The 25,627-nt window shown below is 55.4% G+C and carries 37 protein-coding genes; 36 read left to right on the top strand and 1 reads right to left on the bottom strand.

The genetic code is table 11. From position 1 onward, the window contains the following. Positions 1–86: 86 nt before the first annotated feature. The 34 genes from rpsL (at position 87) to bfr (ending at position 20,578) form a co-directional block, all read left to right on the top strand. The gene (gene rpsL, locus KVG95_RS24345) at positions 87–458 is read left to right on the top strand and encodes a 30S ribosomal protein S12 (RefSeq protein WP_002555494.1); all 372 of its coding nucleotides are present in this window, start codon (positions 87–89) and stop codon (positions 456–458) included. A 118-nt stretch (positions 459–576) separates the two neighbouring features. Continuing rightward, complete coding sequence (rpsG, locus tag KVG95_RS24340; RefSeq protein WP_002555493.1) at positions 577–1,047, top strand: 30S ribosomal protein S7; 471 nt, start codon at positions 577–579, stop codon at positions 1,045–1,047. A 30-nt stretch (positions 1,048–1,077) separates the two neighbouring features. Continuing rightward, positions 1,078–3,183, top strand: a complete 2,106-nt coding sequence (gene fusA / locus KVG95_RS24335) for an elongation factor G (protein ID WP_038981309.1) — start codon at positions 1,078–1,080, stop codon at positions 3,181–3,183. Positions 3,184–3,214: 31 nt separating this feature from the next. Continuing rightward, the gene (gene tuf, locus KVG95_RS24330; RefSeq protein WP_007896660.1) at positions 3,215–4,408 is read left to right on the top strand and encodes an elongation factor Tu; all 1,194 of its coding nucleotides are present in this window, start codon (positions 3,215–3,217) and stop codon (positions 4,406–4,408) included. 157 nt (positions 4,409–4,565) lie between these two features. Further along, complete coding sequence (gene rpsJ, locus KVG95_RS24325) at positions 4,566–4,877, top strand: 30S ribosomal protein S10 (RefSeq protein WP_003186070.1); 312 nt, start codon at positions 4,566–4,568, stop codon at positions 4,875–4,877. A gap of 80 nt (positions 4,878–4,957) precedes the next feature. After that, on the top strand, positions 4,958–5,593 hold the full coding sequence (gene rplC, locus KVG95_RS24320; protein WP_003186059.1) for a 50S ribosomal protein L3: 636 nt from the start codon (positions 4,958–4,960) through the stop codon (positions 5,591–5,593). 12 nt (positions 5,594–5,605) lie between these two features. Then, complete coding sequence (rplD, locus tag KVG95_RS24315) at positions 5,606–6,208, top strand: 50S ribosomal protein L4 (RefSeq protein ID WP_007896707.1); 603 nt, start codon at positions 5,606–5,608, stop codon at positions 6,206–6,208. Further along, positions 6,205–6,504: a 50S ribosomal protein L23 gene (rplW, locus tag KVG95_RS24310; protein ID WP_002555488.1), complete on the top strand. Its 300-nt coding sequence runs from the start codon at positions 6,205–6,207 to the stop codon at positions 6,502–6,504. Before rplD ends, rplW begins: the two co-directional genes overlap by 4 nt. A 14-nt stretch (positions 6,505–6,518) precedes the next feature. Continuing rightward, a complete protein-coding gene (gene rplB / locus KVG95_RS24305; RefSeq protein WP_003176423.1) occupies positions 6,519–7,343 on the top strand; it encodes a 50S ribosomal protein L2 in 825 nt (274 codons plus the stop codon). Between the two features lie 16 nt (positions 7,344–7,359). Further along, positions 7,360–7,635, top strand: a complete 276-nt coding sequence (gene rpsS / locus KVG95_RS24300) for a 30S ribosomal protein S19 (protein ID WP_002555486.1) — start codon at positions 7,360–7,362, stop codon at positions 7,633–7,635. Positions 7,636–7,648: 13 nt separating this feature from the next. Continuing rightward, positions 7,649–7,981 (top strand): 50S ribosomal protein L22, encoded by a 333-nt coding sequence (rplV, locus tag KVG95_RS24295; protein ID WP_003103908.1) that lies wholly within the window; start codon positions 7,649–7,651, stop codon positions 7,979–7,981. 13 nt (positions 7,982–7,994) lie between these two features. Continuing rightward, positions 7,995–8,681, top strand: a complete 687-nt coding sequence (gene rpsC / locus KVG95_RS24290) for a 30S ribosomal protein S3 (protein ID WP_003176422.1) — start codon at positions 7,995–7,997, stop codon at positions 8,679–8,681. A gap of 12 nt (positions 8,682–8,693) precedes the next feature. Further along, positions 8,694–9,107 (top strand): 50S ribosomal protein L16, encoded by a 414-nt coding sequence (rplP, locus tag KVG95_RS24285; protein ID WP_007896757.1) that lies wholly within the window; start codon positions 8,694–8,696, stop codon positions 9,105–9,107. After that, entirely contained in the window at positions 9,107–9,298 is a 192-nt protein-coding gene (gene rpmC / locus KVG95_RS24280; protein WP_002555481.1) for a 50S ribosomal protein L29, read from the top strand. The genes rplP and rpmC overlap by 1 nt, the downstream gene beginning before the upstream one ends. A 2-nt stretch (positions 9,299–9,300) precedes the next feature. Further along, on the top strand, positions 9,301–9,567 hold the full coding sequence (gene rpsQ, locus KVG95_RS24275; protein WP_003176419.1) for a 30S ribosomal protein S17: 267 nt from the start codon (positions 9,301–9,303) through the stop codon (positions 9,565–9,567). Between the two features lie 23 nt (positions 9,568–9,590). Beyond that, positions 9,591–9,959: a 50S ribosomal protein L14 gene (gene rplN, locus KVG95_RS24270; RefSeq protein WP_002555479.1), complete on the top strand. Its 369-nt coding sequence runs from the start codon at positions 9,591–9,593 to the stop codon at positions 9,957–9,959. A gap of 11 nt (positions 9,960–9,970) precedes the next feature. After that, positions 9,971–10,285 carry a 50S ribosomal protein L24 gene (rplX, locus tag KVG95_RS24265; protein ID WP_003176416.1) on the top strand — a complete coding sequence of 105 codons (315 nt, stop codon included), beginning with the start codon at positions 9,971–9,973 and terminating at the stop codon, positions 10,283–10,285. A 20-nt stretch (positions 10,286–10,305) separates the two neighbouring features. Then, entirely contained in the window at positions 10,306–10,845 is a 540-nt protein-coding gene (rplE, locus tag KVG95_RS24260; protein ID WP_003176415.1) for a 50S ribosomal protein L5, read from the top strand. Between the two features lie 13 nt (positions 10,846–10,858). Continuing rightward, a complete protein-coding gene (gene rpsN, locus KVG95_RS24255) occupies positions 10,859–11,164 on the top strand; it encodes a 30S ribosomal protein S14 (RefSeq protein WP_003176414.1) in 306 nt (101 codons plus the stop codon). A 209-nt stretch (positions 11,165–11,373) separates the two neighbouring features. Next, positions 11,374–11,766: a 30S ribosomal protein S8 gene (gene rpsH / locus KVG95_RS24250; RefSeq protein WP_003186040.1), complete on the top strand. Its 393-nt coding sequence runs from the start codon at positions 11,374–11,376 to the stop codon at positions 11,764–11,766. Positions 11,767–11,778: 12 nt separating this feature from the next. Next, positions 11,779–12,312: a 50S ribosomal protein L6 gene (gene rplF / locus KVG95_RS24245; protein ID WP_003176412.1), complete on the top strand. Its 534-nt coding sequence runs from the start codon at positions 11,779–11,781 to the stop codon at positions 12,310–12,312. A 10-nt stretch (positions 12,313–12,322) separates the two neighbouring features. Next, positions 12,323–12,673: a 50S ribosomal protein L18 gene (gene rplR / locus KVG95_RS24240; protein ID WP_003186037.1), complete on the top strand. Its 351-nt coding sequence runs from the start codon at positions 12,323–12,325 to the stop codon at positions 12,671–12,673. A 3-nt stretch (positions 12,674–12,676) separates the two neighbouring features. Then, positions 12,677–13,177, top strand: a complete 501-nt coding sequence (gene rpsE / locus KVG95_RS24235) for a 30S ribosomal protein S5 (RefSeq protein ID WP_003186035.1) — start codon at positions 12,677–12,679, stop codon at positions 13,175–13,177. A gap of 2 nt (positions 13,178–13,179) precedes the next feature. Then, positions 13,180–13,356, top strand: a complete 177-nt coding sequence (rpmD, locus tag KVG95_RS24230; RefSeq protein WP_003186033.1) for a 50S ribosomal protein L30 — start codon at positions 13,180–13,182, stop codon at positions 13,354–13,356. A gap of 3 nt (positions 13,357–13,359) precedes the next feature. Next, positions 13,360–13,797 (top strand): 50S ribosomal protein L15, encoded by a 438-nt coding sequence (rplO, locus tag KVG95_RS24225; RefSeq protein ID WP_007896782.1) that lies wholly within the window; start codon positions 13,360–13,362, stop codon positions 13,795–13,797. Then, positions 13,798–15,126 carry a preprotein translocase subunit SecY gene (gene secY, locus KVG95_RS24220; RefSeq protein ID WP_008073883.1) on the top strand — a complete coding sequence of 443 codons (1,329 nt, stop codon included), beginning with the start codon at positions 13,798–13,800 and terminating at the stop codon, positions 15,124–15,126. A 27-nt stretch (positions 15,127–15,153) separates the two neighbouring features. After that, positions 15,154–15,270: a 50S ribosomal protein L36 gene (gene rpmJ, locus KVG95_RS24215; RefSeq protein ID WP_002555468.1), complete on the top strand. Its 117-nt coding sequence runs from the start codon at positions 15,154–15,156 to the stop codon at positions 15,268–15,270. Between the two features lie 130 nt (positions 15,271–15,400). Next, the gene (gene rpsM, locus KVG95_RS24210; RefSeq protein ID WP_003186020.1) at positions 15,401–15,757 is read left to right on the top strand and encodes a 30S ribosomal protein S13; all 357 of its coding nucleotides are present in this window, start codon (positions 15,401–15,403) and stop codon (positions 15,755–15,757) included. Positions 15,758–15,787: 30 nt separating this feature from the next. After that, positions 15,788–16,177, top strand: coding sequence for a 30S ribosomal protein S11 (rpsK, locus tag KVG95_RS24205; protein WP_002555466.1), 390 nt, complete (start codon positions 15,788–15,790; stop codon positions 16,175–16,177). A gap of 18 nt (positions 16,178–16,195) precedes the next feature. Next, positions 16,196–16,816, top strand: a complete 621-nt coding sequence (rpsD, locus tag KVG95_RS24200; protein ID WP_003176404.1) for a 30S ribosomal protein S4 — start codon at positions 16,196–16,198, stop codon at positions 16,814–16,816. A gap of 22 nt (positions 16,817–16,838) precedes the next feature. Next, positions 16,839–17,840 (top strand): DNA-directed RNA polymerase subunit alpha, encoded by a 1,002-nt coding sequence (locus tag KVG95_RS24195; RefSeq protein ID WP_003186012.1) that lies wholly within the window; start codon positions 16,839–16,841, stop codon positions 17,838–17,840. Between the two features lie 42 nt (positions 17,841–17,882). Beyond that, positions 17,883–18,269 carry a 50S ribosomal protein L17 gene (gene rplQ, locus KVG95_RS24190; RefSeq protein ID WP_007896790.1) on the top strand — a complete coding sequence of 129 codons (387 nt, stop codon included), beginning with the start codon at positions 17,883–17,885 and terminating at the stop codon, positions 18,267–18,269. A gap of 240 nt (positions 18,270–18,509) precedes the next feature. Next, the gene (locus KVG95_RS24185) at positions 18,510–19,958 is read left to right on the top strand and encodes a catalase (RefSeq protein ID WP_217858218.1); all 1,449 of its coding nucleotides are present in this window, start codon (positions 18,510–18,512) and stop codon (positions 19,956–19,958) included. Between the two features lie 155 nt (positions 19,959–20,113). After that, positions 20,114–20,578 carry a bacterioferritin gene (bfr, locus tag KVG95_RS24180; RefSeq protein ID WP_123359019.1) on the top strand — a complete coding sequence of 155 codons (465 nt, stop codon included), beginning with the start codon at positions 20,114–20,116 and terminating at the stop codon, positions 20,576–20,578. Between the two features lie 71 nt (positions 20,579–20,649). On the opposite strand, the gene uvrA is transcribed toward bfr, so the two are convergent. Further along, a complete protein-coding gene (gene uvrA / locus KVG95_RS24175; protein WP_052967045.1) occupies positions 20,650–23,484 on the bottom strand; it encodes an excinuclease ABC subunit UvrA in 2,835 nt (944 codons plus the stop codon). A 191-nt stretch (positions 23,485–23,675) separates the two neighbouring features. Between uvrA and KVG95_RS24170 the strand changes: the two genes are divergently transcribed. After that, the gene (locus tag KVG95_RS24170) at positions 23,676–25,073 is read left to right on the top strand and encodes an MFS transporter (RefSeq protein WP_217858217.1); all 1,398 of its coding nucleotides are present in this window, start codon (positions 23,676–23,678) and stop codon (positions 25,071–25,073) included. 9 nt (positions 25,074–25,082) lie between these two features. Beyond that, positions 25,083–25,610, top strand: a complete 528-nt coding sequence (locus KVG95_RS24165; protein ID WP_016969466.1) for a single-stranded DNA-binding protein — start codon at positions 25,083–25,085, stop codon at positions 25,608–25,610. The last annotated feature ends 17 nt before the right edge of the window (positions 25,611–25,627 follow it).

The raw sequence follows: 25,627 nt of genomic DNA, 5'->3' as shown, positions 1-25,627 counted from the left end.
ACCCCTAAATTTGGCGGGAATTCGTTCCTGCCATTTTGCTTTTCTTGCAAGACAATAGCGTCGCAAGACAACAGTGGAGCTAGTAGATGGCAACTATCAACCAGCTGGTACGTCAGCCGCGTAAGCGTATCGTCGAGAAATCCGACGTGCCTGCGCTGCAGAACTGCCCGCAACGTCGTGGCGTATGCACCCGTGTGTATACCACCACGCCGAAAAAACCTAACTCGGCACTGCGTAAAGTATGCCGTGTGCGTCTGACCAACGGTTTCGAGGTTTCCTCGTACATCGGCGGTGAAGGCCACAACCTGCAAGAGCACAGCGTGGTACTGATCCGCGGCGGTCGTGTAAAAGACTTGCCAGGTGTTCGTTACCACACCGTACGCGGTTCTTTGGATACTTCCGGCGTTAAAGGTCGTAACCAGGGTCGTTCGAAGTACGGTACCAAGAAGCCTAAGTAGTAGTGGCTTTTTGTAAAAACTGATTTTCTATTTTTCTGAGTCGATAAGAGTAAGGTCGGAGGCGTCCCGAAAGGGCACCGATTCCGAGCGAACCTGAAGACCGTTTGAGGGCTTATCCATGCCAAGAAGACGCGTAGCAGCCAAGCGCGAAGTGCTTGACGATCCAAAATACGGCAGCCAGATCCTGGCCAAGTTCATGAACCACGTAATGGAAAGCGGCAAGAAAGCCGTTGCCGAGCGTATCGTTTATGGCGCGCTGGAAAAGGTTAAAGAACGCAAGAACAGCGATCCCCTGGAAATCTTCGAGAAAGCTCTCGACGCCATCGCTCCGCTGGTCGAAGTAAAGTCGCGCCGTGTAGGCGGTGCTACTTACCAGGTTCCGGTCGAAGTTCGTCCGTCCCGTCGTAACGCTCTGGCAATGCGCTGGTTGGTAGACTTCGCCCGTAAGCGCGGCGAGAAGTCTATGGCTCTGCGTTTGGCTGGCGAACTATTGGACGCTGCCGAAGGCAAAGGTGCTGCAGTTAAGAAGCGTGAAGACGTGCACCGTATGGCTGAAGCCAACAAGGCTTTCTCGCACTACCGCTTCTAATTTTAGCGTCACTAATTTTGCGAGGGCTTTATGGCTCGTACTACACCGATTAACCGCTACCGTAACATTGGTATCGTTGCTCACGTGGATGCTGGTAAAACCACCACCACCGAGCGCGTCCTTTTTTACACTGGCAAAAGTCACAAAATGGGCGAGGTGCATGACGGCGCCGCGACCACAGACTGGATGGTGCAGGAGCAGGAGCGTGGTATTACCATTACTTCTGCTGCTATTACCGCCTTCTGGCAGGGTTCCGAGAAGCAGCACAAGGACCAATACCGCTTCAACGTCATCGACACCCCGGGCCACGTTGACTTCACTATTGAAGTTGAGCGTTCCCTGCGTGTTCTCGACGGCGCGGTCGTTGTGTTCTGCGGCACCTCGGGTGTTGAGCCTCAGTCGGAAACCGTATGGCGTCAAGCCAACAAATACGGCGTTCCACGTCTTGTTTACGTAAACAAGATGGACCGTGCTGGTGCCAACTTCCTGCGCGTGATCGGTCAGATCAAGCAGCGTCTGGGTCACACTCCGGTGCCAATCCAGTTGGCCATCGGTTCCGAAGACAACTTCCAGGGTCAGATCGATCTGATGGCCATGGAAGCTGTTTACTGGAATGACTCTGACAAAGGCATGGTTCCAGTTCGCAAGCCTATCCCTGCTGAACTGCAGGAACTGGCTGACGAGTGGCGCGGCAATATGGTTGAGGCTGCGGCCGAAGCCAGCGAAGAGCTGATGAACAAGTACCTCGAAGGTGAAGAACTCACCAACGCGGAAATCAAGGCCGCTCTGCGTCAGCGTACTATCGCTGGTGAGATCGTTCTGGCTGTTTGCGGTTCTTCCTTCAAGAACAAGGGTGTTCCCCTGGTTCTCGACGCCGTTATCGACTACCTGCCTGCTCCTACCGACATTCCTGCCATCAAGGGTACTGACCCGGATGACGAGACCAAGGAAATGGAGCGTCACGCAGACGACAGCGAGCCGTTCTCGGCTCTGGCGTTCAAGATCGCTACCGACCCATTCGTGGGTACCTTGACCTTCGTTCGAGTTTACTCGGGCGTGTTGGCCTCCGGCGACGGCGTGATCAACTCGGTTAAAGGCAAGAAAGAGCGCGTGGGTCGTATGGTGCAAATGCACGCAAACGCCCGTGAAGAAATCAAGGAAGTGCGCGCTGGTGACATCGCGGCCTTGATCGGCATGAAGGACGTCACCACTGGTGAAACTTTGTGCAACGCTGACAAGCCAATCATCCTGGTTCGCATGGACTTCCCGGAGCCGGTTATTTCGGTTGCCGTAGAGCCTAAGACCAAGGACGACCAGGAAAAAATGGGTATCGCTCTGGGCAAGCTTGCTCAGGAAGACCCGTCTTTCCGCGTCAAGACTGATGAAGAGACTGGTCAAACGATCATCTCCGGCATGGGCGAGTTGCACCTGGACATCCTGGTTGACCGGATGCGCCGTGAGTTCAACGTCGAAGCCAACATCGGTAAGCCTCAGGTTTCCTATCGTGAGCGCATCACGAAGAACTGTGAAATCGAAGGTAAGTTCGTTCGTCAATCCGGCGGTCGTGGCCAGTTTGGTCACTGCTGGATTCGTTTTGCGCCGGCTGATGAAGGTCAGGAAGGTCTGCAATTCGTGAACGAAGTAGTGGGTGGTGTGGTTCCTAAGGAATACATCCCGGCTATCCAGAAGGGTATCGAAGAGCAGATGAAGAACGGCGTTGTTGCCGGCTATCCGCTGATCGGCCTGAAGGCTACCGTGTTTGATGGTTCCTACCACGACGTCGACTCCAACGAGATGGCGTTTAAAGTGGCTGCTTCCATGGCAACCAAGCAACTGGCCCAGAAGGGCGGTGGTGAGTTGCTTGAGCCGATCATGGCGGTAGAGGTTGTTACGCCTGAAGACTATATGGGTGACGTGATGGGCGACCTTAACCGTCGTCGCGGCATGATCCTGGGTATGGAAGACACGGTCTCCGGCAAAGTGATTCGCGCCGAAGTTCCGCTGGGTGAGATGTTCGGTTATGCGACCGACGTCCGTTCCATGTCCCAAGGTCGCGCAAGCTACTCTATGGAATTCAAAAAATACAATACAGCTCCGTCGCATATCGTCGAAACTGTTACCAAAAAACAAGGCTGATTCAGCCCCTTTAGGCTAGGAGTTAATTGTCGTGGCTAAAGAAAAATTTGACCGTACCCTCCCGCACGTCAACGTTGGCACCATCGGTCACGTCGACCACGGTAAAACCACGCTGACCGCTGCTCTGACTCGCGTCTGCTCCGAAGTTTTCGGTTCGGCCGTTGTTGCTTTCGACAAAATCGACAGCGCTCCGGAAGAAAAGGCTCGTGGTATCACCATCAACACCGCGCACGTTGAATACAACTCGCTGATCCGTCACTACGCTCACGTTGACTGCCCAGGTCACGCTGACTATGTGAAGAACATGATCACCGGTGCTGCTCAGATGGACGGCGCTATCCTGGTTTGCTCGGCCGCTGATGGTCCGATGCCACAAACCCGTGAGCACATCCTGCTGTCCCGTCAGGTTGGCGTTCCGTACATCGTTGTCTTCCTGAACAAGGCTGACATGGTTGACGACGCTGAGTTGCTGGAACTGGTTGAGATGGAAGTGCGCGATCTGCTGAGCACTTACGACTTCCCAGGTGACGACACTCCGATCATCATCGGTTCGGCTCTGATGGCTCTGAACGGCCAAGACGACAACGAAATGGGCACCACTGCCGTTCGTAAACTGGTTGAGACTCTGGACAGCTACATCCCAGATCCAGTCCGTGTTATCGACAAGCCGTTCCTGATGCCAATCGAAGACGTATTCTCGATCTCCGGTCGCGGTACTGTTGTAACTGGCCGTATCGAGCGCGGTATCGTCAAGGTTCAGGATCCACTGGAAATCGTTGGTCTGCGTGACACTACCGTCACCACCTGCACCGGTGTTGAAATGTTCCGTAAGCTGCTCGACGAAGGTCGTGCTGGCGAGAACTGCGGCGTTCTGCTGCGTGGTACCAAGCGTGACGACGTTGAGCGTGGCCAGGTTCTGGTTAAGCCAGGTTCGGTTAAGCCGCACACCAAGTTCGAAGCTGAAGTCTACGTTCTGAGCAAAGAAGAAGGCGGTCGTCACACTCCGTTCTTCAAAGGCTACCGTCCACAGTTCTACTTCCGTACTACTGACGTGACTGGTAACTGCGAACTGCCGGAAGGCGTTGAAATGGTAATGCCAGGCGACAACATCAAAATGGTTGTCACCCTGATCAAGACCATCGCAATGGAAGACGGTCTGCGTTTCGCTATCCGTGAAGGCGGTCGTACCGTCGGCGCTGGCGTCGTAGCCAAAATCATCGAGTAAGCTCTTTTTTGAGTAAGCTTCGATGAGTTGAAAAAGCCCCCGCTTAGCGGGGGCTTTTTTATTGGGTTGACACCTATATGGGGCGTCTATAGAATTGCGCCTCCTTTTAACGGGCGTATTGCGCTCGGTGGGAATAGCAGCCGGAGTCTGAAATCCAATGCAAAATCAGCAAATCCGTATCAGGTTGAAGGCTTTTGACCATCGCCTGATCGACCAATCCACCCAGGAAATCGTGGAAACCGCGAAACGTACTGGTGCTCAAGTGCGTGGTCCAATTCCACTGCCTACCCGTAAAGAGCGGTTCACCGTTCTGGTCTCCCCGCACGTCAACAAAGACGCGCGTGACCAGTACGAGATCCGTACTCATAAGCGCGTTCTGGACATCGTCCAGCCAACGGATAAAACCGTTGATGCACTTATGAAGCTTGATCTTGCGGCCGGTGTGGAAGTGCAGATCAGCCTCGGCTAAGACTCGGTCTTAGTCGTGTAACGCTCTGAAATGGGCGGCCATAGCGGGTGAAAGCCCCGTACACTCATGAGGTTTACAACATGACTATTGGTGTAGTCGGTCGTAAATGCGGTATGACCCGTATTTTCACCGAAGAAGGTGTCTCCATTCCGGTCACGGTCATTGAGATCGAGCCGAATCGCGTCACCCAGTTCAAAACTGAAGAGACCGATGGCTATCGTGCAGTGCAAGTCACTGTAGGCGAGCGTCGTGCTTCGCGTGTTACAGCTGCTCAGGCTGGCCACTTCGCTAAAGCGAACGTTGCTGCTGGTCGTACCGTAATGGAATTCCGCCTTGAAGAAGGCGAGTACCAGGCCGGCGATCTGATCAACGCTGAAATCTTCGCTGCTGGTCAACTGGTTGATGTAACCGGTCAGTCCAAAGGTAAAGGCTTCCAGGGTACGATCAAGCGTTGGAACTTCCGCGGGCAAGATAATACCCACGGTAACTCCGTGTCCCACCGCGTTCCAGGCTCTATCGGCCAGTGCCAGACTCCTGGTCGTGTATTCAAGGGCAAAAAAATGTCCGGTCATATGGGCGCTGAGCGCGTGACCGTGCAGTCCCTCGAAGTAGTGCGCGTGGACGCTGAACGCAATCTGTTGTTGGTCAAGGGTGCTGTTCCTGGCGCTACTGGCGGCAACTTGGTTGTACGTCCAGCAGCCAAGGCTCGCGGTTAAGGGGAAGCTGACATGCAATTAAATGTAAATGACGCTCAAGCGATCGAAGTTTCCGAACTGACATTTGGCGGCGAATTCAACGAGACGCTGGTTCACCAAGCAGTCGTGGCCTACATGGCCGGCGGCCGTCAAGGTAGCAAGCAGCAAAAGACCCGTTCCGACGTTCGTGGTGGCGGTAAGCGCCCATGGCGTCAGAAAGGTACTGGCCGTGCTCGTGCCGGTACTATCCGTAGCCCAATCTGGCGTGGCGGCGGTACCACTTTCGCAGCTCGTCCTCAGGATCACACCCAGAAGCTGAACAAGAAGATGTATCGCGCAGCAATGCGTTCCATCCTTGCTGAGCTGGTGCGTACTGATCGTCTGGTTGTGGTTCAGGACTTCGCTGTTGATGCACCGAAGACCAAAGATCTGCTGAACAAACTGACCGGCATGGGCCTGACTGACGTCTTGATCGTGTCTGAAGTGGTTGATCAGAACCTGTACCTGGCTGCTCGCAACCTGCCACACGTTGATGTACGTGACGTGCAAGGTTCCGATCCAGTTAGTCTGATCGCATACGACAAGGTGTTGATCACCGTGTCGGCCGTGAAGAAATTCGAGGAGCTGCTGGGATGAACCAGGAACGCGTATTTAAAGTTCTGCTTGGCCCGCACGTTTCCGAGAAGGCTACGGTTCTGGCTGACAAGAAAGGCCAGTTCGTTTTCAAGGTTGCGACTGACGCAACCAAGCTGGAAATCAAGAAGGCCGTCGAAAGCCTGTTCAGCGTGAAAGTAGAGCGTGTTACTACCCTGAATGTTCTGGGTAAGAGCAAGCGCACTGCTCGCGGTCTGGGCAAGCGTAATGACTGGAAGAAGGCAGTTATCTCCCTTCAGCCAGGCCAAGATCTCGATTTCAGCAGCAGTGCTGAGTAAGGAAGGGGTGCATCATGGCAATCGTTAAATGCAAACCGACTTCCCCTGGCCGCCGTTTTGTGGTCAAGGTGGTCAACCAGGAGCTGCATAAAGGCGCTCCTCACGCACCGCTGCTCGAGAAAAAATCGAAGACTGGTGGTCGTAACAACAATGGTCGTATTACCACTCGTCACATCGGTGGTGGCCATAAGCAGCATTATCGTCTGGTCGATTTCCGTCGCAACGACAAAGATGGCATCTCTGCCACTGTCGAGCGTATCGAATACGATCCAAACCGTACTGCTCACATCGCTCTGCTGCTGTACGCAGATGGCGAGCGTCGCTACATCATCGCCCCTAAAGGCGTGAGTGCTGGTGACCAGCTGATCGCAGGTGCTTTGGCACCGATCAAGCCGGGCAACGCTCTGCAACTGCGTAACATTCCAGTTGGTAGCACCGTACACGGCATCGAATTGAAGCCAGGTAAAGGCGCGCAAATCGCTCGTTCCGCTGGTGCTTCGGCTCAGCTGATCGCTCGTGAAGGTGTCTACGTGACCCTGCGTCTGCGTTCTGGTGAGATGCGTAAAGTGCTGGCTGAATGCCGCGCGACCCTGGGTGAAGTCTCGAACTCCGAGCACAGCCTGCGTTCGCTGGGTAAAGCTGGTGCCAAACGCTGGCGTGGCGTTCGCCCAACCGTTCGTGGTGTTGCCATGAACCCGGTTGACCACCCACATGGTGGTGGTGAAGGTCGTACCTCTGGTGGTCGTCATCCGGTATCGCCATGGGGCTTCCCGACTAAGGGCGCGAAGACTCGTGGTAATAAGCGTACCGACAAAATGATCGTCCGTCGTCGCAAGTAAATAGAGGGATACGACAGTGCCACGTTCTCTGAAAAAAGGTCCTTTTATTGATCTTCACCTACTGAAGAAGATCGAAGTGGCGGCGGAAAAGAACGATCGCAAACCAGTTAAAACCTGGTCGCGTCGTTCGATGATCCTGCCACAAATGGTCGGTCTGACCATTGCAGTGCATAACGGTCGTCAACATGTTCCAGTTCTCGTGAACGAAGACATGGTCGGCCACAAACTGGGCGAGTTTGCCGGTACCCGCACATATCGTGGGCACGTGGCAGACAAGAAAGCCAAGCGTTAAGGGGTAAGGAACGATGGAAGTAGCCGCTAAGTTGTCGGGCGCTCGAATCTCCGCCCAGAAAGCCCGCTTGGTCGCCGACCAGATCCGCGGGAAGAAGGTGGGCGAAGCGCTCAACCTGTTGGCTTTCAGCAGTAAGAAAGCCGCCGAGATCATGAAGAAAGTGCTGGAGTCGGCCGTAGCCAACGCCGAGCATAACGAAGGCGCAGACGTTGATGACCTGAAGGTCAGCACCGTTTTCGTCAACGAAGGGCGTTCGCTGAAGCGAATCATGCCACGTGCCAAAGGCCGTGCTGATCGCATCGTCAAGCGGTCTTGCCATATCACTGTCAAGGTTGCTGACAAGTAACGGAGTCGAAGAGATGGGTCAGAAAGTACATCCCATTGGCATTCGCCTGGGAATCGTCAAGGAGCACACCTCCGTCTGGTACGCAGACGGTCGGACTTATGCGGACTATTTGTTCGCTGATCTGAAGGTGCGTGAGTATCTCCAAGACAAACTAAAAAGCGCGTCCGTAAGCCGTATCGATATCCATCGTCCGGCTCAGACTGCACGTATCACCATCCACACCGCTCGTCCAGGTATCGTTATCGGGAAGAAAGGTGAAGATGTTGAGAAACTGCGTCAGGACCTGACCAAGCAAATGGGTGTGCCTGTGCACATCAATATCGAAGAGATCCGCAAGCCGGAGCTCGACGGTATGCTGGTTGCGCAGAGCGTAGCTCAGCAGCTGGAGCGTCGCGTAATGTTCCGTCGCGCTATGAAGCGCGCTGTTCAGAACGCCATGCGCATTGGTGCCAAAGGCATCAAAATCCAAGTGAGCGGTCGTCTCGGCGGTGCTGAAATCGCACGTACTGAATGGTATCGCGAAGGTCGTGTGCCACTGCACACCCTGCGTGCCGACATCGACTATGCCAACTACGAAGCTCACACCACTTACGGTGTGATCGGTGTAAAGGTTTGGATCTTCAAAGGCGAAGTAATTGGTGGTCGCCAAGAAGAACTGAAACCACAAGCACCAGCGCCTCGTAAAAAAGCTGCTAAGTAAGGGGTACGCCAAATGTTGCAACCAAAGCGTACGAAGTTCCGCAAGCAGATGACAGGCCACAACCGTGGTCTGGCTCAGCGCGGTAGCAAAGTCAGCTTCGGCGAGTTCGCGCTGAAGTCTGTAGCTCGTGGTCGTCTCACCGCTCGTCAGATCGAGTCAGCGCGTCGTGCTCTGACCCGTCACGTTAAACGTGGCGGCAAGATCTGGATCCGTGTATTCCCGGACAAGCCTATTTCCAAAAAGCCTCTCGAAGTTCGGATGGGTAAAGGTAAGGGTAGTGTGGAGTACTGGGTTGCCCAGATTCAGCCAGGCAAAGTCCTGTATGAAATCGAGGGTGTTTCTGAAGAGCTGGCGCGTGAGGCTTTTGCCCTGGCTGCTGCAAAGCTGCCGCTCGCCACCGCCTTTGTTAAACGGACGGTGATGTGATGAAAGCGAATGAACTTCGTGAAAAATCCGCACAGCAGCTGAACGAGCAACTGCTCGGCTTGCTGCGCGACCAGTTCAATCTGCGTATGCAGAAAGCAACTGGCCAGTTGGGGCAGTCTCATCTGCTCTCGCAAGTTAAGCGTGACATCGCTCGCGTGAAGACTGTGCTCAACCAGCAGGCAGGTAAGTAATCATGGCTGAAGCCGAAAAAACTGTCCGTACGCTGACTGGCCGTGTTGTCAGCGACAAGATGGACAAAACCATCACCGTTCTGATCGAGCGTCGCGTTAAGCACCCGATCTACGGTAAATACGTTAAGCGTTCGACTAAGCTGCACGCGCACGACGAAACCAATCAGTGCCACATCGGCGACAAAGTCACTATTCGTGAAACTCGTCCTTTGGCCAAGACCAAGTCTTGGGCGCTGGTTGATGTTCTCGAACGCGCTGTGGAAGTCTAAGGACTAGGGGTCGGAGAAATTATATGATTCAGACTCAATCCATGCTCGATGTGGCCGATAACAGCGGCGCTCGCCGTGTTATGTGCATCAAGGTGCTGGGTGGCTCCCATCGTCGTTACGCTGGTATCGGTGACATCATCAAAGTTACCGTGAAGGAAGCAATTCCTCGCGGTAAAGTGAAAAAAGGCCAAGTGATGACTGCTGTTGTAGTCCGCACTCGTCACGGCGTACGTCGTGCTGATGGCTCCATTATCCGCTTTGATGGCAACGCTGCTGTTCTTCTGAACAACAAGCAAGAGCCGATCGGCACCCGTATCTTTGGGCCAGTGACCCGTGAACTTCGTACTGAGAAGTTCATGAAGATCGTCTCGCTCGCCCCAGAAGTGCTGTAAGGAGATCCGACATGCAAAAGATTCGTCGTGACGACGAGATCATCGTGATCGCCGGCAAAGACAAAGGTAAGCGCGGTAAGGTGCTTAAGGTTCTCGCTAACAACCGTTTGGTTATTGGCGGTCTGAACCTGGTTAAGCGTCATACCAAGCCTAACCCGATGTCGGGCGTGCAGGGCGGTATCGTCGAAAAAGAAGCTCCGCTGGATGCTTCTAACGTCGCCATTTTCAACGGCGAAACCAACAAGGCTGACCGCGTTGGTTTTAAAGTAGAAGACGGCAAGAAAATTCGTGTCTTCAAGTCGACCCAAAAAGCGGTTGATGCTTGAACACTGCTAGGTAGAAGACCATGGCACGACTAAAAGAGATTTACTGGAAGGAAATCGCACCGAAGCTTAAGGAAGAACTTAAGCTTTCGAACGTGATGGAAGTTCCACGCGTTACCAAAATCACCCTGAACATGGGTCTGGGCGAAGCGGTCGGTGACAAAAAAGTCATCGAGCACGCTGTTGCCGACCTGGAAAAGATCACCGGTCAGAAAGTCGTTGTGACTTACGCTCGGAAATCCATCGCTGGCTTTAAAGTCCGTGAAGGTTGGCCGATCGGCGTCAAAGTGACTCTGCGCCGTGAGCGTATGTACGAATTCCTGGATCGTCTGCTGTCGATCTCCCTGCCTCGGGTTCGCGACTTCCGCGGCCTGAATGCCAAGTCCTTCGATGGTCGTGGTAACTACAGCATGGGCGTTAAAGAGCAGATCATCTTCCCGGAAATCGACTACGACAAGATCGATGCTCTCCGCGGTCTGGACATTACCCTGACCACCACTGCCAAGAACGATGATGAAGGTCGCGCTCTGCTGCGCGCTTTCAAATTCCCGTTCCGCAACTGATTGGAGTAGGAAAATGGCCAAGATGAGCATGAAAAACCGCGAGCTGAAGCGTCAGCTCACGGTTGCCAAGTACGCCAAAAAGCGTGCAGCACTGAAAGCTATCATCGTTGATCTGAACGCAAGTCCAGAAGCGCGTTGGGAAGCTACAGTAGCTCTGCAGAAGCAGCCACGTGACGCAAGCGCTTCGCGCATGCGTAACCGCTGCCGCCTGACCGGTCGTCCACACGGCGTTTACCGCAAGTTCGGCCTCGGCCGTAACAAACTGCGTGAAGCTGCTATGCGTGGTGACGTACCTGGTCTGGTTAAAGCCAGCTGGTAAGCACTATCAAAGTCTCGGTGCTCGGGATCGCAAGATCCTGACCATCGGTGACCTTGAACTTGAATCAAGCCCCTATTGGGGCTTGATTCATTTGTGGGGTGTGTCTAGAATACCCGGCTCGCCTGAGCCCGTGCTTTTTTTGCATGGATGTCCTCGGCGACAAGTAGTAGCCGCAAGGCTAATTTTTTTGTATTAGGAGCGTCTAGCCCATGAGTATGCAGGACCCGTTAGCGGACATGCTAACTCGAATCCGTAATGCCCAGATGGCTGAAAAGTCCGTCGTAAGCATGCCATCTTCTACTTTGAAGGTAGCTGTTGCCAAAGTCCTGAAGGACGAAGGTTACATTGCGGGTTATCAGATCAGCAGCGAAATCAAACCACTGCTGTCCATCGAGCTGAAGTACTTCGAAGGCCGTCCGGTCATCGAAGAAGTGAAGCGCGTTAGCCGTCCAGGCCTGCGTCAGTACAAGTCCGTCGATGATCTGCCAAAAGTTCGTGGCGGTCTCGGTGTGTCTATCGTCTCCACCAACAAAGGTGTGATGACGGATCGTGCTGCGCGCGCTGCCGGTGTCGGCGGCGAAGTTCTTTGCACTGTGTTCTAAGGGGGGATAAGCATGTCACGCGTCGCTAAGAACCCCGTTAAGCTGCCAGCCGGTGTCGAAGTCAAATTCGCAGGCCAACAGCTTTCGGTGAAGGGTGCCAAGGGTACTCTCGAACTGAACATCCATTCGTCCGTTGAGATTGTTGAAGAAGCTGGTGAGCTGCGTTTTGCTGCTCGCAATGGCGATCAACAGACTCGCGCAATGGCTGGTACCACTCGTGCGTTGGTTAACAACATGGTCCAAGGCGTAAGCCAAGGCTTCGAGCGCAAGCTCCAGCTGGTCGGTGTTGGTTACAAAGCGCAAGCAAAAGGCACAGTGCTGAACCTGGCTCTTGGCTTCTCGCACCCAGTGGATTATGAACTGCCGGAAGGCATCACCGCTGAGACTCCTAGCCAGACCGATATCCTGATCAAGGGCATCGATAAGCAGCTGGTAGGTCAAGTGGCCGCCGAGATCCGCGACTTCCGTCCACCAGAGCCGTACAAAGGCAAAGGTGTGCGCTACGCGGACGAAGTCGTCCGTCGTAAAGAAGCCAAGAAGAAGTAGGGCATAGCAAATGACCGACAAAAAAGTTACTCGACTGCGTCGCGCTCGCAAAGCACGCCTGAAAATGCACGAACTCGAAGTCGTGCGTCTCTGCGTGTTCCGCTCGTCGCAGCACATCTACGCCCAGGTCATTTCGGCCGACGGCAACAAAGTCCTGGCAAGTGCCTCGACTTTGGATAAAGAACTGCGTGATGGGGCCACTGGCAACATCGACGCGGCCACTAAGGTTGGCCAGCTGGTCGCTACGCGTGCTAAAGCCGCTGGCGTCTCGCAGGTGGCTTTCGACCGCTCTGGCTTCAAGTACCACGGCCGCGTCAAGGCGCTGGCTGATGCTGCTCGTGAAGCTGGGCTGGAGTTCTAAGTTATGTCAAATAACGACCAAAAGCGCGACGAAGGCTACATCGAGAAGCTGGTTCAAGTTAACCGCGTAGCCAAAACCGTTAAAGGCGGCCGTATCTTCACTTTCACCGCGTTGACCGTGGTTGGTGATGGTAAAGGGCGTGTTGGCTTCGGCCGTGGCAAGTCGCGTGAAGTGCCTGCTGCGATCCAGAAGGCAATGGAAGCTGCTCGCCGCAACATGATCCAAGTTGATCTGAACGGCACCACTCTGCAGTACGCAATGAAGTCCGCCCATGGCGCTTCGAAGGTGTACATGCAGCCTGCTTCTGAAGGTACCGGTATCATCGCTGGCGGCGCTATGCGTGCTGTCCTCGAAGTTGCTGGCGTTCAGAACGTTCTGGCCAAGTGCTACGGCTCGACTAACCCGGTAAACGTGGTTCACGCCACTTTCAAAGGTTTGAAAGCTATGCAGTCTCCTGAATCCATTGCCGCCAAGCGTGGCAAAAGCGTCAAGGAGATCTTCTGATCATGGCTACCGTTAAAGTTACGCTGATCAAAAGCATGACCGGCCGCATCCCTAACCACAAACTGTGCGTTAAGGGTCTGGGTCTGCGTCGCATCGGTCACACTGTAGAAGTACTTGATACTCCCGAGAATCGCGGGATGATCAACAAGGCTTACTACATGCTGCGTGTCGAGGGTTAATCGATGAAACTCAATGATCTGAGTCCAGCGCCGGGTTCCCGTCGCGAAAAGCATCGTCCGGGCCGTGGTATCGGTAGTGGTTTGGGCAAGACCGGTGGCCGTGGCCACAAAGGTCAGTCCTCCCGCTCCGGTGGCACCATTGCTCCAGGCTTTGAAGGCGGTCAACAGCCGCTGCATCGTCGCCTGCCGAAGTTCGGTTTCGTTTCCCTGAAAGCCATGGATCGCGCAGAAGTGCGTTTGTCCGAACTGGCTAAAGTGGAAGGCGACATCGTCACCGTGCAGTCCCTGAAAGATGCCAACGTGATCAACGTCAACGTACAGCGTGTGAAAATCATGCTGTCCGGCGAAGTTACTCGCGCTGTTACCATCGGAAAGGGAATCGGCGCCACCAAAGGTGCGCGTGCGGCTATCGAAGCAGCTGGCGGCAAGTTCGAGGAATAAATGGCTAAGCAAGGTGCTCTCTCTGCGCTCGGCAAAGGCGGTATGTCTGAACTCTGGGCTCGTCTGCGTTTTCTATTCTTGGCGATTATCGTCTACCGAATAGGCGCACACATCCCGGTTCCAGGTATCAACCCGGACCGACTCGCGGACCTGTTTCGACAGAATGAGGGGACCATTCTTAGCTTGTTCAACATGTTTTCCGGCGGCGCGCTGGAACGGATGAGCATCTTTGCACTGGGGATCATGCCGTACATTTCGGCATCGATCATCATGCAGCTGATGACCGCCGTCAGCCCGCAGCTGGAACAGTTGAAGAAGGAAGGTGAAGCTGGGCGTCGCAAGATCGCTCAGTACACCCGCTACGGCACTGTCGTCCTCGCTCTCGTTCAGGCAATTGGCATGTCCATTGGTCTTGCGGGGCAGGGCGTTTCGTTCACTGGTGACTTTGGCTTCCATTTCGTCGCGGTATCCACTTTTGTGGCTGGTGCGATGTTCATGATGTGGCTGGGTGAGCAGATTACTGAGCGTGGTGTTGGCAACGGTATCTCGATGTTGATATTCGCAGGTATCGTCGCCGGTCTTCCGAGAGCGATCGGGCAGTCTTTCGAGTCTGCGCGTCAGGGTGATATCAACATTTTTGCCTTGGTTGCCATCGGTTTGCTGGCAGTAGCGATTATCGGTTTCGTGGTGTTCATTGAGCGTGGTCAGCGTCGTATTGCTGTTCATTACGCCAAGCGTCAGCAGGGCCGCAAGGTCTTTGCTGCGCAGACTAGCCACTTGCCGTTGAAGGTGAACATGGCCGGTGTTATTCCAGCCATTTTCGCGAGCAGCATTTTGCTGTTCCCGGCTTCGTTGGGTACCTGGTTTGGTCAGTCTGAAGGTATGGGCTGGCTGCAGGACATCTCGCAGTCGATCGCTCCTGGTCAGCCGTTGAATATTCTGCTGTTTAGTGCAGGGATTATTTTCTTCTGCTTCTTCTATACGGCGTTGATGTTCAATCCGAAAGACGTAGCGGAAAACCTGAAGAAGTCCGGTGCCTTTATTCCGGGCATCCGTCCAGGTGAGCAGTCTGCGCGCTACATTGATGGCGTTCTGACTCGTTTGACCCTGTTCGGTGCTCTATATATGACGGCCGTGTGCCTGTTGCCCCAGTTCCTGGTGGTTGCAGCAAACGTTCCGTTCTACCTTGGCGGGACCTCGTTGCTGATCGTGGTCGTGGTTGTGATGGACTTCATGTCTCAAGTACAATCGCACCTCGTTTCGCACCAGTACGAATCCCTGATGAAGAAAGCCAACCTGAAGGGTTACGGCAGCGGCATGTTGCGCTGAGTACCCATAAGGTTCGAGGAGTTGGTGATGAAAGTTCGTGCATCGGTGAAAAAGCTGTGCCGTAACTGCAAGATTATTCGCCGCGAAGGTGTTGTTCGAGTAATTTGCAGCGCGGAACCGCGTCACAAACAGCGCCAAGGCTGAGTGTGATTGTGCTTCAAGCCCGGCAGCTAGTGCGCTGCCGGGTTGATTATTTGTTATTACAGCGATATTATCTCGCGCCCTATTTCTTGGCTTCCGGGGCGTAGGTAGCTGTCAATTGGAGTCCCACTGAATGGCCCGTATTGCAGGCGTTAACATTCCAGATAACAAGCATACTGTTATCTCGCTGACCTACATCTATGGTGTTGGTCGCACTACTGCACAGAAAATTTGTGCAGTGACTGGGGTAAACCCAGCCGCAAAGATCAAAGATCTGAGCGACGAGCAGATTGAACAGCTGCGTGGCGAAGTGGCGAAGTTCACCACTGAAGGTGACCTGCGTCGCGAAATCAACATGAAAATCAAGCGTTTGATGGACCTCGGTTGCTATCGCGGTCTGCGTCATCGTCGTGGTCTTCCAGTGCGCGGTCAGCGTACCAAGACTAACGCGCGTACCCGTAAAGGTCCGCGTAAGCCGATCCGCAAGTAATCGCCCCAGCGAATCGACAGGAAATTAATCATGGCTAAACCTGCTGCTCGTCCTCGTAAAAAAGTTAAAAAGACAGTGGTTGATGGCATCGCCCACATCCATGCTTCTTTTAACAACACAATCGTGACCATCACCGACCGTCAAGGCAACGCTCTTTCCTGGGCTACCTCCGGTGGTTCGGGTTTCCGCGGTTCCCGCAAGTCCACCCCGTTTGCTGCTCAAGTAGCTGCTGAACGTGCTGGTCAAGCTGCGCTGGAATACGGCCTGAAAAACCTCGACGTTAACGTCAAAGGTCCAGGCCCAGGTCGTGAATCTGCAGTCCGCGCTTTGAACGGCTGTGGCTACAAGATCGCCAGCATCACCGACGTGACGCCAATCCCGCACAACGGGTGCCGTCCGCCGAAGAAGCGCCGCGTGTAATCCAGGAGATTGTAAAGAATGGCTCGTTACATTGGTCCAAAATGCAAACTCGCTCGTCGCGAAGGCACCGATCTCTTTCTGAAGAGCGGCGTGCGCGCGATCGAATCGAAGTGCAACATCGAAGCAGCACCTGGTATCCACGGCCAACGCCGCGGTCGCCAGTCCGATTACGGCACCCAACTGCGTGAAAAGCAGAAGGTCCGTCGTATCTACGGCGTTCTCGAGCGTCAATTCAGCGGCTACTACAAAGAAGCTGCTGGCAAGAAAGGTGCAACTGGCGAAAACCTGTTGCAACTGCTCGAATGCCGTCTGGACAACGTTGTATACCGTATGGGTTTTGGCTCTACTCGTGCCGAATCCCGTCAGCTGGTATCGCACAAGTCGATCAGCGTTAACGGTCAGACCGTAAACGTTCCGTCTTACCAGGTTCGTGCTGGTGACGTGGTCGCAGTTCGCGAGAAAGCAAAGAACCAACTTCGCATTGTCCAAGCTCTCGATCTGTGTGCCCAACGTGGCCGCGTAGAATGGGTAGAAGTAGACACTGAGAAGAAGTCGGGCGTTTTCAAGAACGTTCCAGCTCGCAGTGATCTGTCCGCCGACATCAACGAAAGCCTGATTGTCGAGCTCTACTCCAAGTAAGGGCTAGAAAATAGGTGCATCCATGCAGATTTCGGTAAATGAGTTCCTGACACCCCGCCATATTGATGTGCAGGTTGTCAGTCCAACCCGCGCCAAGATCACTCTCGAGCCTCTCGAGCGTGGTTTCGGCCACACCCTGGGCAACGCGCTGCGCCGCATCCTGTTGTCCTCAATGCCCGGCTGTGCAGTAGTCGAGGCCGAGATTGACGGTGTGCTCCACGAGTACAGCGCCATCGAAGGTGTACAGGAAGACGTAATTGAAATCCTGTTGAACCTTAAAGGTCTGGCTATCAAGCTGCACGGTCGAGACGAAGTTACGCTGACCTTGTCGAAGAAGGGTTCGGGGGTGGTTACCGCTGCCGATATTCAGCTGGATCATGATGTCGAGATCGTTAACCCCGATCACGTAATCGCTAACCTGGCGTCTAACGGCGCCCTGAACATGAAGCTCACCGTAGCTCGTGGTCGTGGTTATGAACCGGCAGACTCGCGTCAGAGCGATGAAGACGAAAGCCGCAGCATCGGTCGCTTGCAGCTTGACTCTTCGTTCAGCCCGGTTCGCCGTATCGCATACGTGGTGGAAAACGCCCGTGTCGAACAGCGTACTAACCTGGACAAGCTGGTTATTGATCTGGAAACCAACGGTACCCTGGATCCTGAAGAGGCTATCCGCCGTGCTGCAACCATTCTGCAACAGCAGTTGGCTGCGTTCGTCGATCTCAAAGGTGACAGTGAGCCAGTGGTTGTCGAGCAGGAAGACGAGATCGATCCGATCCTGCTTCGCCCGGTTGACGATCTGGAACTGACTGTACGTTCGGCTAACTGCCTTAAGGCGGAAAACATCTACTACATCGGTGACCTGATTCAGCGTACCGAAGTAGAGCTGTTGAAGACTCCGAACCTTGGCAAGAAATCCTTGACTGAAATCAAGGACGTTCTGGCCTCCCGCGGTCTGTCCCTCGGCATGCGCCTCGACAACTGGCCGCCTGCAAGTCTTAAGAAGGACGACAAGGCGACTGCCTGATCGTCGTAATCACCGAACGTTGTGTTTGGTAAGGAATGAACCATGCGTCATCGTAAAAGTGGTCGTCACCTGAGCCGCACCAGCTCGCACCGCAAGGCCATGTTTCAAAACATGGCGGTGTCGCTGTTCGAGCACGAGCTGATCAAAACTACACTGCCAAAAGCCAAAGAACTGCGCCGCGTTGCTGAGCCGCTGATCACTTTGGCCAAGACAGACAGCCTGGCTAACCGCCGTCTGGCTTTCGACCGTACTCGTTCGAAAGCTATCGTTGGTAAGCTCTTCAACGACCTGGGCAAGCGTTACGCTACCCGTGAGGGTGGCTACCTGCGCATCCTCAAGTGCGGCTTCCGCACTGGCGACAACGCGCCTATGGCGTACGTCGAGTTGGTTGATCGTCCTGTCGGCGGTGAAGCTGTATCCGCTGAGTAAGACGTCAGTCTGAAACAAAGAACCGGGCCTAGTGCCCGGTTTTTTGTGCGTGTAAGAAATGCACTGTTTGTACAAGCTTCCTTGCGGTTCATGCCTTCAGTATATGAGGGGGGATTGTTGGTAGTATTTTTCTATTGATGTCTGCAAATTAATGAATTTGTAGGTGTCATGATTGATGGTCAATACTCCCTCCCACGCCGATTAGCCGGCAGTTCCAAAACTGACAGAGGATGAGATCGCATGAGCCAGAACAGCACGCTTACGACCGCCAGTGGCGCTCCTGTCGCCGACAACCAGAATTCCCGCTCCGCCGGCCCTCGTGGCCCTTTGCTGCTCGACGATTTTCACCTGATCGAGAAGCTTGCTCATTTCAACCGTGAAAACATCCCTGAGCGTCGTGTGCACGCCAAAGGTTCGGGTGCCTACGGTACGTTCACCGTGACTCGCGACATCACTCAGTACACCAGTGCCAAGCTGTTTGAGTCCGTCGGCAAACAAACCCCGACCTTCCTGCGGTTCTCTACTGTGGGCGGCGAACGCGGTTCGGCCGACACCGAGCGTGATCCACGCGGTTTTGCCCTGAAGTTCTACACAGAGGAAGGCAACTGGGACATCGTCGGTAACAACACGCCGGTGTTCTTCATCCGTGATCCGCTGAAATTCCCTGACTTTATTCATACCCAGAAGCGCCTGCCGCAAAGCAACCTGAAAAGCGCGCAGATGATGTGGGATTTCTGGTCGCATTCGCCTGAGGCGTTGCACCAGGTCACCATTCTGTTCTCGGACCGTGGCATCCCTGACGGCTATCGCCACATGCACGGCTTTGGTAGCCACACCTACAGCCTGATTAACGCCAATGGCGAGCGTCACTGGGTGAAGTGGCACTACAAAACCAAGCAAGGGATCAAGAACCTCGCTCCGGCAGAAGCAGCGCGCCTGGCGGGTACCGATCCGGACTACGCGCAACGTGACCTGTTCGGCGCCATTGAGCGCGGTGATTTCCCGAAATGGAGTGTCAATATCCAAATCATGACCGAGGCCCAAGCCGAGGCTCATTACGAGAACCCGTTTGACGTGACCAAAACCTGGTCGCAGAAAGAGTTCCCATTGATCGAGGTGGGTGAGCTTGAACTCAACCGCAATCCGCTGAACTACTTCGCTGAAGTCGAGCAGGCGGCGTTCGGTCCGAGCAATATGGTCCCGGGTGTCGGTCTGTCGCCTGACCGCATGCTCCAAGGTCGTGTATTCGCTTACGCTGATGCCCACCGGTACCGTGTGGGGACCAATCACCAGCAACTGCCGGTGAACGCGCCTCGCAGCCCGGTCAACACTTACCAGCGCGACGGCTCCATGGCGTTTGGCGCCAATGGCGGCGCAGCGCCGAACTATGAGCCGAACAGTTACGTAGAATCACCGAAACAGGCACCGCGCTACGCGGAACCTGCTTTGGCCTTGAGCGGCGCGGCTGATCGTTACGATCATCGCGAAGACACCGACTACTACAGCCACGCCGGTGCGTTGTTCCGTTTGATGAGCGAGGAGCAGAAAAACCTGCTGATCAACAACATTGCCGGCGCAATGGCAGGAGTTTCCAGCGATGTGGTTGATCGCCAATTGCAGCATTTCTTCAAGGCCGACCCGGCGTATGGAGAAGCAATCGCAAAGGCACTCAACGTACAGCTTAACTAAGTCTAAACGATAAGCAGAACCGCCCTCATTTGGGCGGTTTTTGCGTTATTTAAGCTGCTTTTCTAAGAATATCTTCGCTTTTATAGCGTCGGGTGAGTGACCTTCCGGTCAGGTTGGTTCAAACTACAGACTTTAAAGCAGGGAGATGTAGGGCGATGCAAGGTCACCCAGACGTAATCGATTACCTCAACACGTTGCTGACAGGCGAACTGGCAGCCCGTGATCAATATTTCATCCATTCGCGGATGTACGAGGACTGGGGTTTCACCGAGCTCTACGAACGTATCAACCACGAGATGGAAGAAGAGGCGCAACACGCTGACGCCCTGATGCGTCGGATCCTCATGCTCGAAGGCACCCCGCGTATGCGTCCGGACGATCTGGATGTCGGCACCACCGTGCCTGACATGCTCGCCGCTGACCTGCGTCTGGAATACAAAGTTCGTGCAGCTCTCTGCAAAGGCATCGAGCTTTGCGAACTGCACAAGGATTACGTCAGCCGCGAGATCCTGCGTATTCAGCTGGCCGATACCGAAGAAGATCACACCTACTGGCTCGAGAAGCAGCTGGGTCTGATCAAGCTGATTGGTCTGGAAAATTACCTGCAATCGCAGTTCTGATGCTGTTGTAGGCGCGTACGAAAAAGCCCCTGTCACCGATGAAGTGACAGGGGCTTTTTCGTGGCCCTGATTCAGGCTCTGTCGCGAGCCAGCAATGGTTTGAGATAGAAGCCAGTATGAGACTGCTTCATCTCCGACACTTCCTCAGGCGTACCGACGGCAATGATCTGGCCGCCTTTGGAACCACCTTCCGGCCCCAGGTCCACCAACCAGTCGGCGGTCTTGATCACATCCAGGTTGTGCTCGATCACCACCACGGTATTGCCGTGGTCGCGCAGACGATGCAACACGTCGAGCAGCTGTTGGATATCCGCAAAGTGCAGGCCGGTGGTCGGCTCATCGAGGATGTACAGGGTCTTGCCGGTATCGCGCTTGGACAGCTCGCGAGACAGTTTCACCCGCTGGGCTTCACCGCCGGACAGCGTCGTCGCCGATTGCCCCAGCTTGATGTAGGAAAGGCCTACGTCCATCAGCGTCTGAAGCTTGCGCGCCAAGGCTGGAACCGCGTCGAAGAACACCCGGGCTTCCTCGATGGTCATCTCGAGGGTTTCGTGGATGCTCTTGCCCTTGTACTTGATCTCCAGCGTCTCGCGGTTGTAGCGCTTGCTCTTGCAGACGTCGCAAGGGACATAAATGTCCGGCAGGAAGTGCATTTCCACCTTGATCAGGCCATCGCCCTGACAGGCTTCGCAGCGTCCGCCCTTCACGTTGAAGGAGAAACGCCCCGGCCCATAACCGCGGGAGCGGGATTCCGGCACACCGGCGAACAGTTCGCGTATCGGCGTGAACAGCCCGGTGTAGGTCGCCGGGTTGGAGCGCGGCGTGCGACCGATCGGGCTCTGGTCAATGTCGACGACCTTATCCAGATGTTCCAGACCTTTGATGCTCTCGTGAGCAGCCGCTTCCAGGGTCGTTGCTCCATTGAGTGCGGTAGCGCTCAAAGGAAACAGTGTGTTGTTGATCAGTGTCGATTTGCCCGAACCGGATACACCGGTCACGCAGGTCAACAGACCGATTGGAATCTCCAGGTCAACGTTGCGCAAATTGTTGCCGCGAGCGCCTTTGAGGGCCAACGACAGCTTCTTGTTGCGCGGCGTGCGTTTGGCTGGAACTGCGATCTTTACCCGACCCGAAAGGTACTTGCCGGTCAGCGAATCAGGGTGAGCCATAACCTCGGCCGGGGTACCTTCGGCGACGATATGTCCACCGTGCACACCTGCGCCCGGGCCGATATCCACCACATAATCGGCCAGACGAATCGCGTCTTCGTCGTGCTCGACCACAATTACCGTGTTGCCGATGTCCCGCAGGTGCTTGAGGGTACCCAGCAACCGGTCGTTGTCCCGTTGATGCAGACCGATCGATGGCTCATCGAGAATGTACAGAACCCCCACCAGGCCGGCGCCAATCTGGCTGGCCAGGCGAATCCGCTGGGCTTCGCCGCCGGACAGCGTGTCGGCACTGCGATCCAGTGACAGATAGTCCAGGCCGACGTTGACCAGGAACTGCAGCCGCTCGCGGATTTCCTTGAGAATCTTGTCGGCGATCTCGCCACGGCGACCGGTCAGTTTCAGCACGCCGAAATATTCACAGGCGTCGCCGATCGGCAGATTGGTCACCGCCGGCAAGGTCTTCTCGCCAACCCACACGTGCCGCGCCTCGCGACGCAGACGGGTGCCGCGGCAATCCGGGCAGGGCTGGGTGCTGAGGAATTTGGCCAGCTCTTCACGGACCGAAGCCGATTCGGTTTCGCGGTAGCGGCGTTCCAGGTTCGGCACGATGCCTTCGAACGGGTGCGAACGTTTGACGATGTCGCCACGGTCGTTCAAGTATTTGAAGTCGACGTTCTGCGAACCACTGCCATGCAGGATGAACTTCTGCTGATCGGCCGGCAGGTCGTTGAACGGCACTTCAAGGCTGAACTTGTAGTGCGAGGCCAGCGACCCGAGCATCTGGAAGTAATAGACGTTGCGCCTGTCCCAGCCGCGAATAGCGCCTTCCGCCAGCGTCAGTTCGCCATTCACCAATCGCTTGATATCGAAAAACTGCTTAACACCCAAGCCATCGCACGTCGGGCAAGCGCCAGCCGGGTTGTTGAAGGAAAACAGCTTGGGTTCCAGCTCGCTGATGGCATGACCGCAGATCGGACAGGCGAAGCGCGCGGAGAAGATGATTTCTTCGCCAGGCTCGTCATCCATTGGTGCGACCAGTGCAATGCCGTCCGCCAGTTTCAACGCAGTCTCGAACGACTCAGCCAAACGCTGTTGCAGATCGGCGCGGACCTTGAAGCGGTCGACCACGACATCGATCGAGTGCTTCTTCTGTTTATCCAGCTTTGGCAACTCGTCCAGCTCGCAGAGCCTGCCGTTGACCCGGGCCCGTACAAAACCCTGGGCGCGCAGCTCTTCGAAGACCGAAAGATGTTCTCCTTTGCGCTCGCGAATCACCGGCGCCAGCAGCATCAGTTTGCTGCCCTCCGGTTGTGCCAGCACCAGGTCGACCATCTGGCTGACGGTCTGGGCTTCCAGCGGAATGTCGTGGTCCGGGCAGCGCGGAATACCGACGCGAGCGTAGAGCAGGCGCAGGTAGTCGTAGATTTCGGTAATGGTGCCAACCGTCGAGCGGGGGTTGTGCGAGGTCGACTTCTGTTCGATGGAGATCGCTGGCGACAGACCTTCGATGGTGTCGACGTCAGGTTTTTCCATCATCGACAGGAACTGCCGGGCGTAGGCCGACAGCGATTCGACATAACGGCGCTGGCCTTCGGCGTACAGCGTGTCAAAGGCCAGGGACGACTTGCCGGATCCGGACAGGCCGGTGATAACGATCAGTTTGTCCCGTGGCAGGGTCAGGTCGATGTTCTTCAGGTTGTGGGTTCGGGCCCCACGAATCAGGATCTTGTCCAAAGTGGCCTCGCTCGGCGGGCGTCGAAAACGTAGGAGTATACGGCCAAATACTGGATGGATGCACACTATCAAATGCGGGGCGCGCAGCCTTGCATGAAGACTGCGTCATCTGTGCGCGTCATAGCGTCGCGATATACCCCGTCAATCGATGGGACTGGTAGAATCGCCGCCGGTTCACATGAGGTTTTTCCATGCACGATCCCCACAGCGAACGCATGAGTGGCAGTGAGACCCGCGCAGCAAGCGGTCTGGCCCTGGTGTTCGCCTTCCGTATGCTTGGCATGTTCATGGTGTTGCCGGTTCTGGCGACCTATGGGATGGACCTGGCAGGAGCGACCCCGGCCCTCATCGGGTTGGCGATTGGCGCTTACGGCCTGACCCAGGCGATCTTTCAGATTCCTTTTGGCTTCATTTCCGACCGCATCGGTCGTCGTCCGGTGATTTACCTGGGGCTGATCATCTTCGCCCTAGGGAGCGTGCTGGCGGCCAATGCCGATTCGATCTGGGGCGTCATTGCCGGACGCATCCTGCAAGGCGCAGGGGCGATTTCCGCGGCGGTCATGGCGTTGCTGTCAGACCTGACCCGGGAACAGCATCGGACCAAAGCCATGGCCATGATCGGCATGACGATTGGTCTGTCGTTCGCTGTCGCCATGGTTGTAGGACCATTGCTGACCCGTGTCTTCGGTCTGTCCGGGTTGTTCTTCGCCACCGGAGGCATGGCGCTGGTCGGCATCGTCATTGTGATGTTCATGGTGCCGCGCGCAACCGGGCCGTTGCAGCACCGCGAGTCCGGCGTCGCGCGCCAGGCGCTGATACCGACGCTCAAGCACCCGGACCTGCTGCGCCTGGACCTGGGCATTTTTGTGTTGCACGCGATGTTGATGTCGAGCTTCGTTGCATTGCCCCTGGCCCTGGTCGAAAAAGCCGGGCTGCCTAAAGAGCAGCACTGGTGGGTGTACCTGACCGCGTTGCTGATTTCCTTCTTCGCCATGATCCCGTTCATTATCTACGGCGAGAAGAGACGCAAAATGAAACGAGTTTTATTGGGCGCAGTGCTGACGCTGATGCTCACTGAGCTATTCTTCTGGCAGTTCGGCGATAGCTTGCGGGCTCTGGTGATTGGTACGGTGGTGTTCTTCACCGCGTTCAATCTGCTGGAAGCCTCTTTGCCATCGCTGATCAGCAAAGTTTCACCGGCAGGCGGCAAGGGCACAGCGATGGGGGTTTATTCCACCAGTCAGTTCCTCGGTTCGGCGCTGGGCGGGATCCTCGGCGGCTGGATGTTCCAGCACGGCGGTTTGTCGGTTGTATTCCTCGGATGCGCCGGCCTGGCTGCCCTCTGGCTGGCCTTTGCTGTTACCATGCGCGAACCACCTTACGTCACGAGCCTGCGCTTGCCGTTGTCGCCCGAGGCGATCCGCGAAGCGGGTCTGGTCGAGCGCCTGAAGGCCGTCGTAGGGGTAACAGATGCAGTGATCGTCGAAGATGAAGCGGCGATTTACATCAAATTGGACACAGAACTATTGGATCGCACCACCCTTGAGCGCCTGGTGAACAACCCGGCCGGGGCAGCGTGCGTAGCCTAGGAGAACGTTATGGCCCGTGGGGTTAACAAAGTCATATTGGTCGGCACTTGCGGCCAGGATCCCGAAGTTCGCTACTTGCCTAACGGTAACGCCGTGACCAACCTGAGTCTGGCGACCAGCGAACAGTGGACCGACAAGCAAACCGGTCAGAAGGTCGAGAAGACCGAATGGCACCGTGTGTCGATGTTCGGCAAGGTTGCCGAAATTGCCGGCGAATACCTGCGCAAAGGTTCGCAGGTGTACATCGAAGGCAAGCTGCAAACCCGCGAGTGGGAAAAAGACGGTATCAAGCGTTACACCACTGAAATCGTGGTCGACATGCAAGGCACCATGCAATTGTTGGGCGGCCGTCCACAGCAGGGTGACCAACAAGGCGGGGGCAATAACTACCAGCAGTCCGCCCCGGCCCCACGCCAACAGGCTCCGCGTCCACAGCAGTCGGCACCGCAACAGTCGCGCCAGGCACCAGCTCCACAGCAGGCCGCTCCGCAGCCGGCTCCGGATTTCGACAGCTTTGATGACGATATCCCGTTCTAAAAAAGCTGCTGTCCAGT

The sequence above is a fragment of the Pseudomonas farris genome, from assembly GCF_019145235.1.
Taxonomy (GTDB): domain Bacteria; phylum Pseudomonadota; class Gammaproteobacteria; order Pseudomonadales; family Pseudomonadaceae; genus Aquipseudomonas; species Aquipseudomonas farris.
The sequence above is the reverse complement of the archived record's forward strand: the minus strand, read 5'-3'. Positions and strand labels throughout refer to the sequence as shown.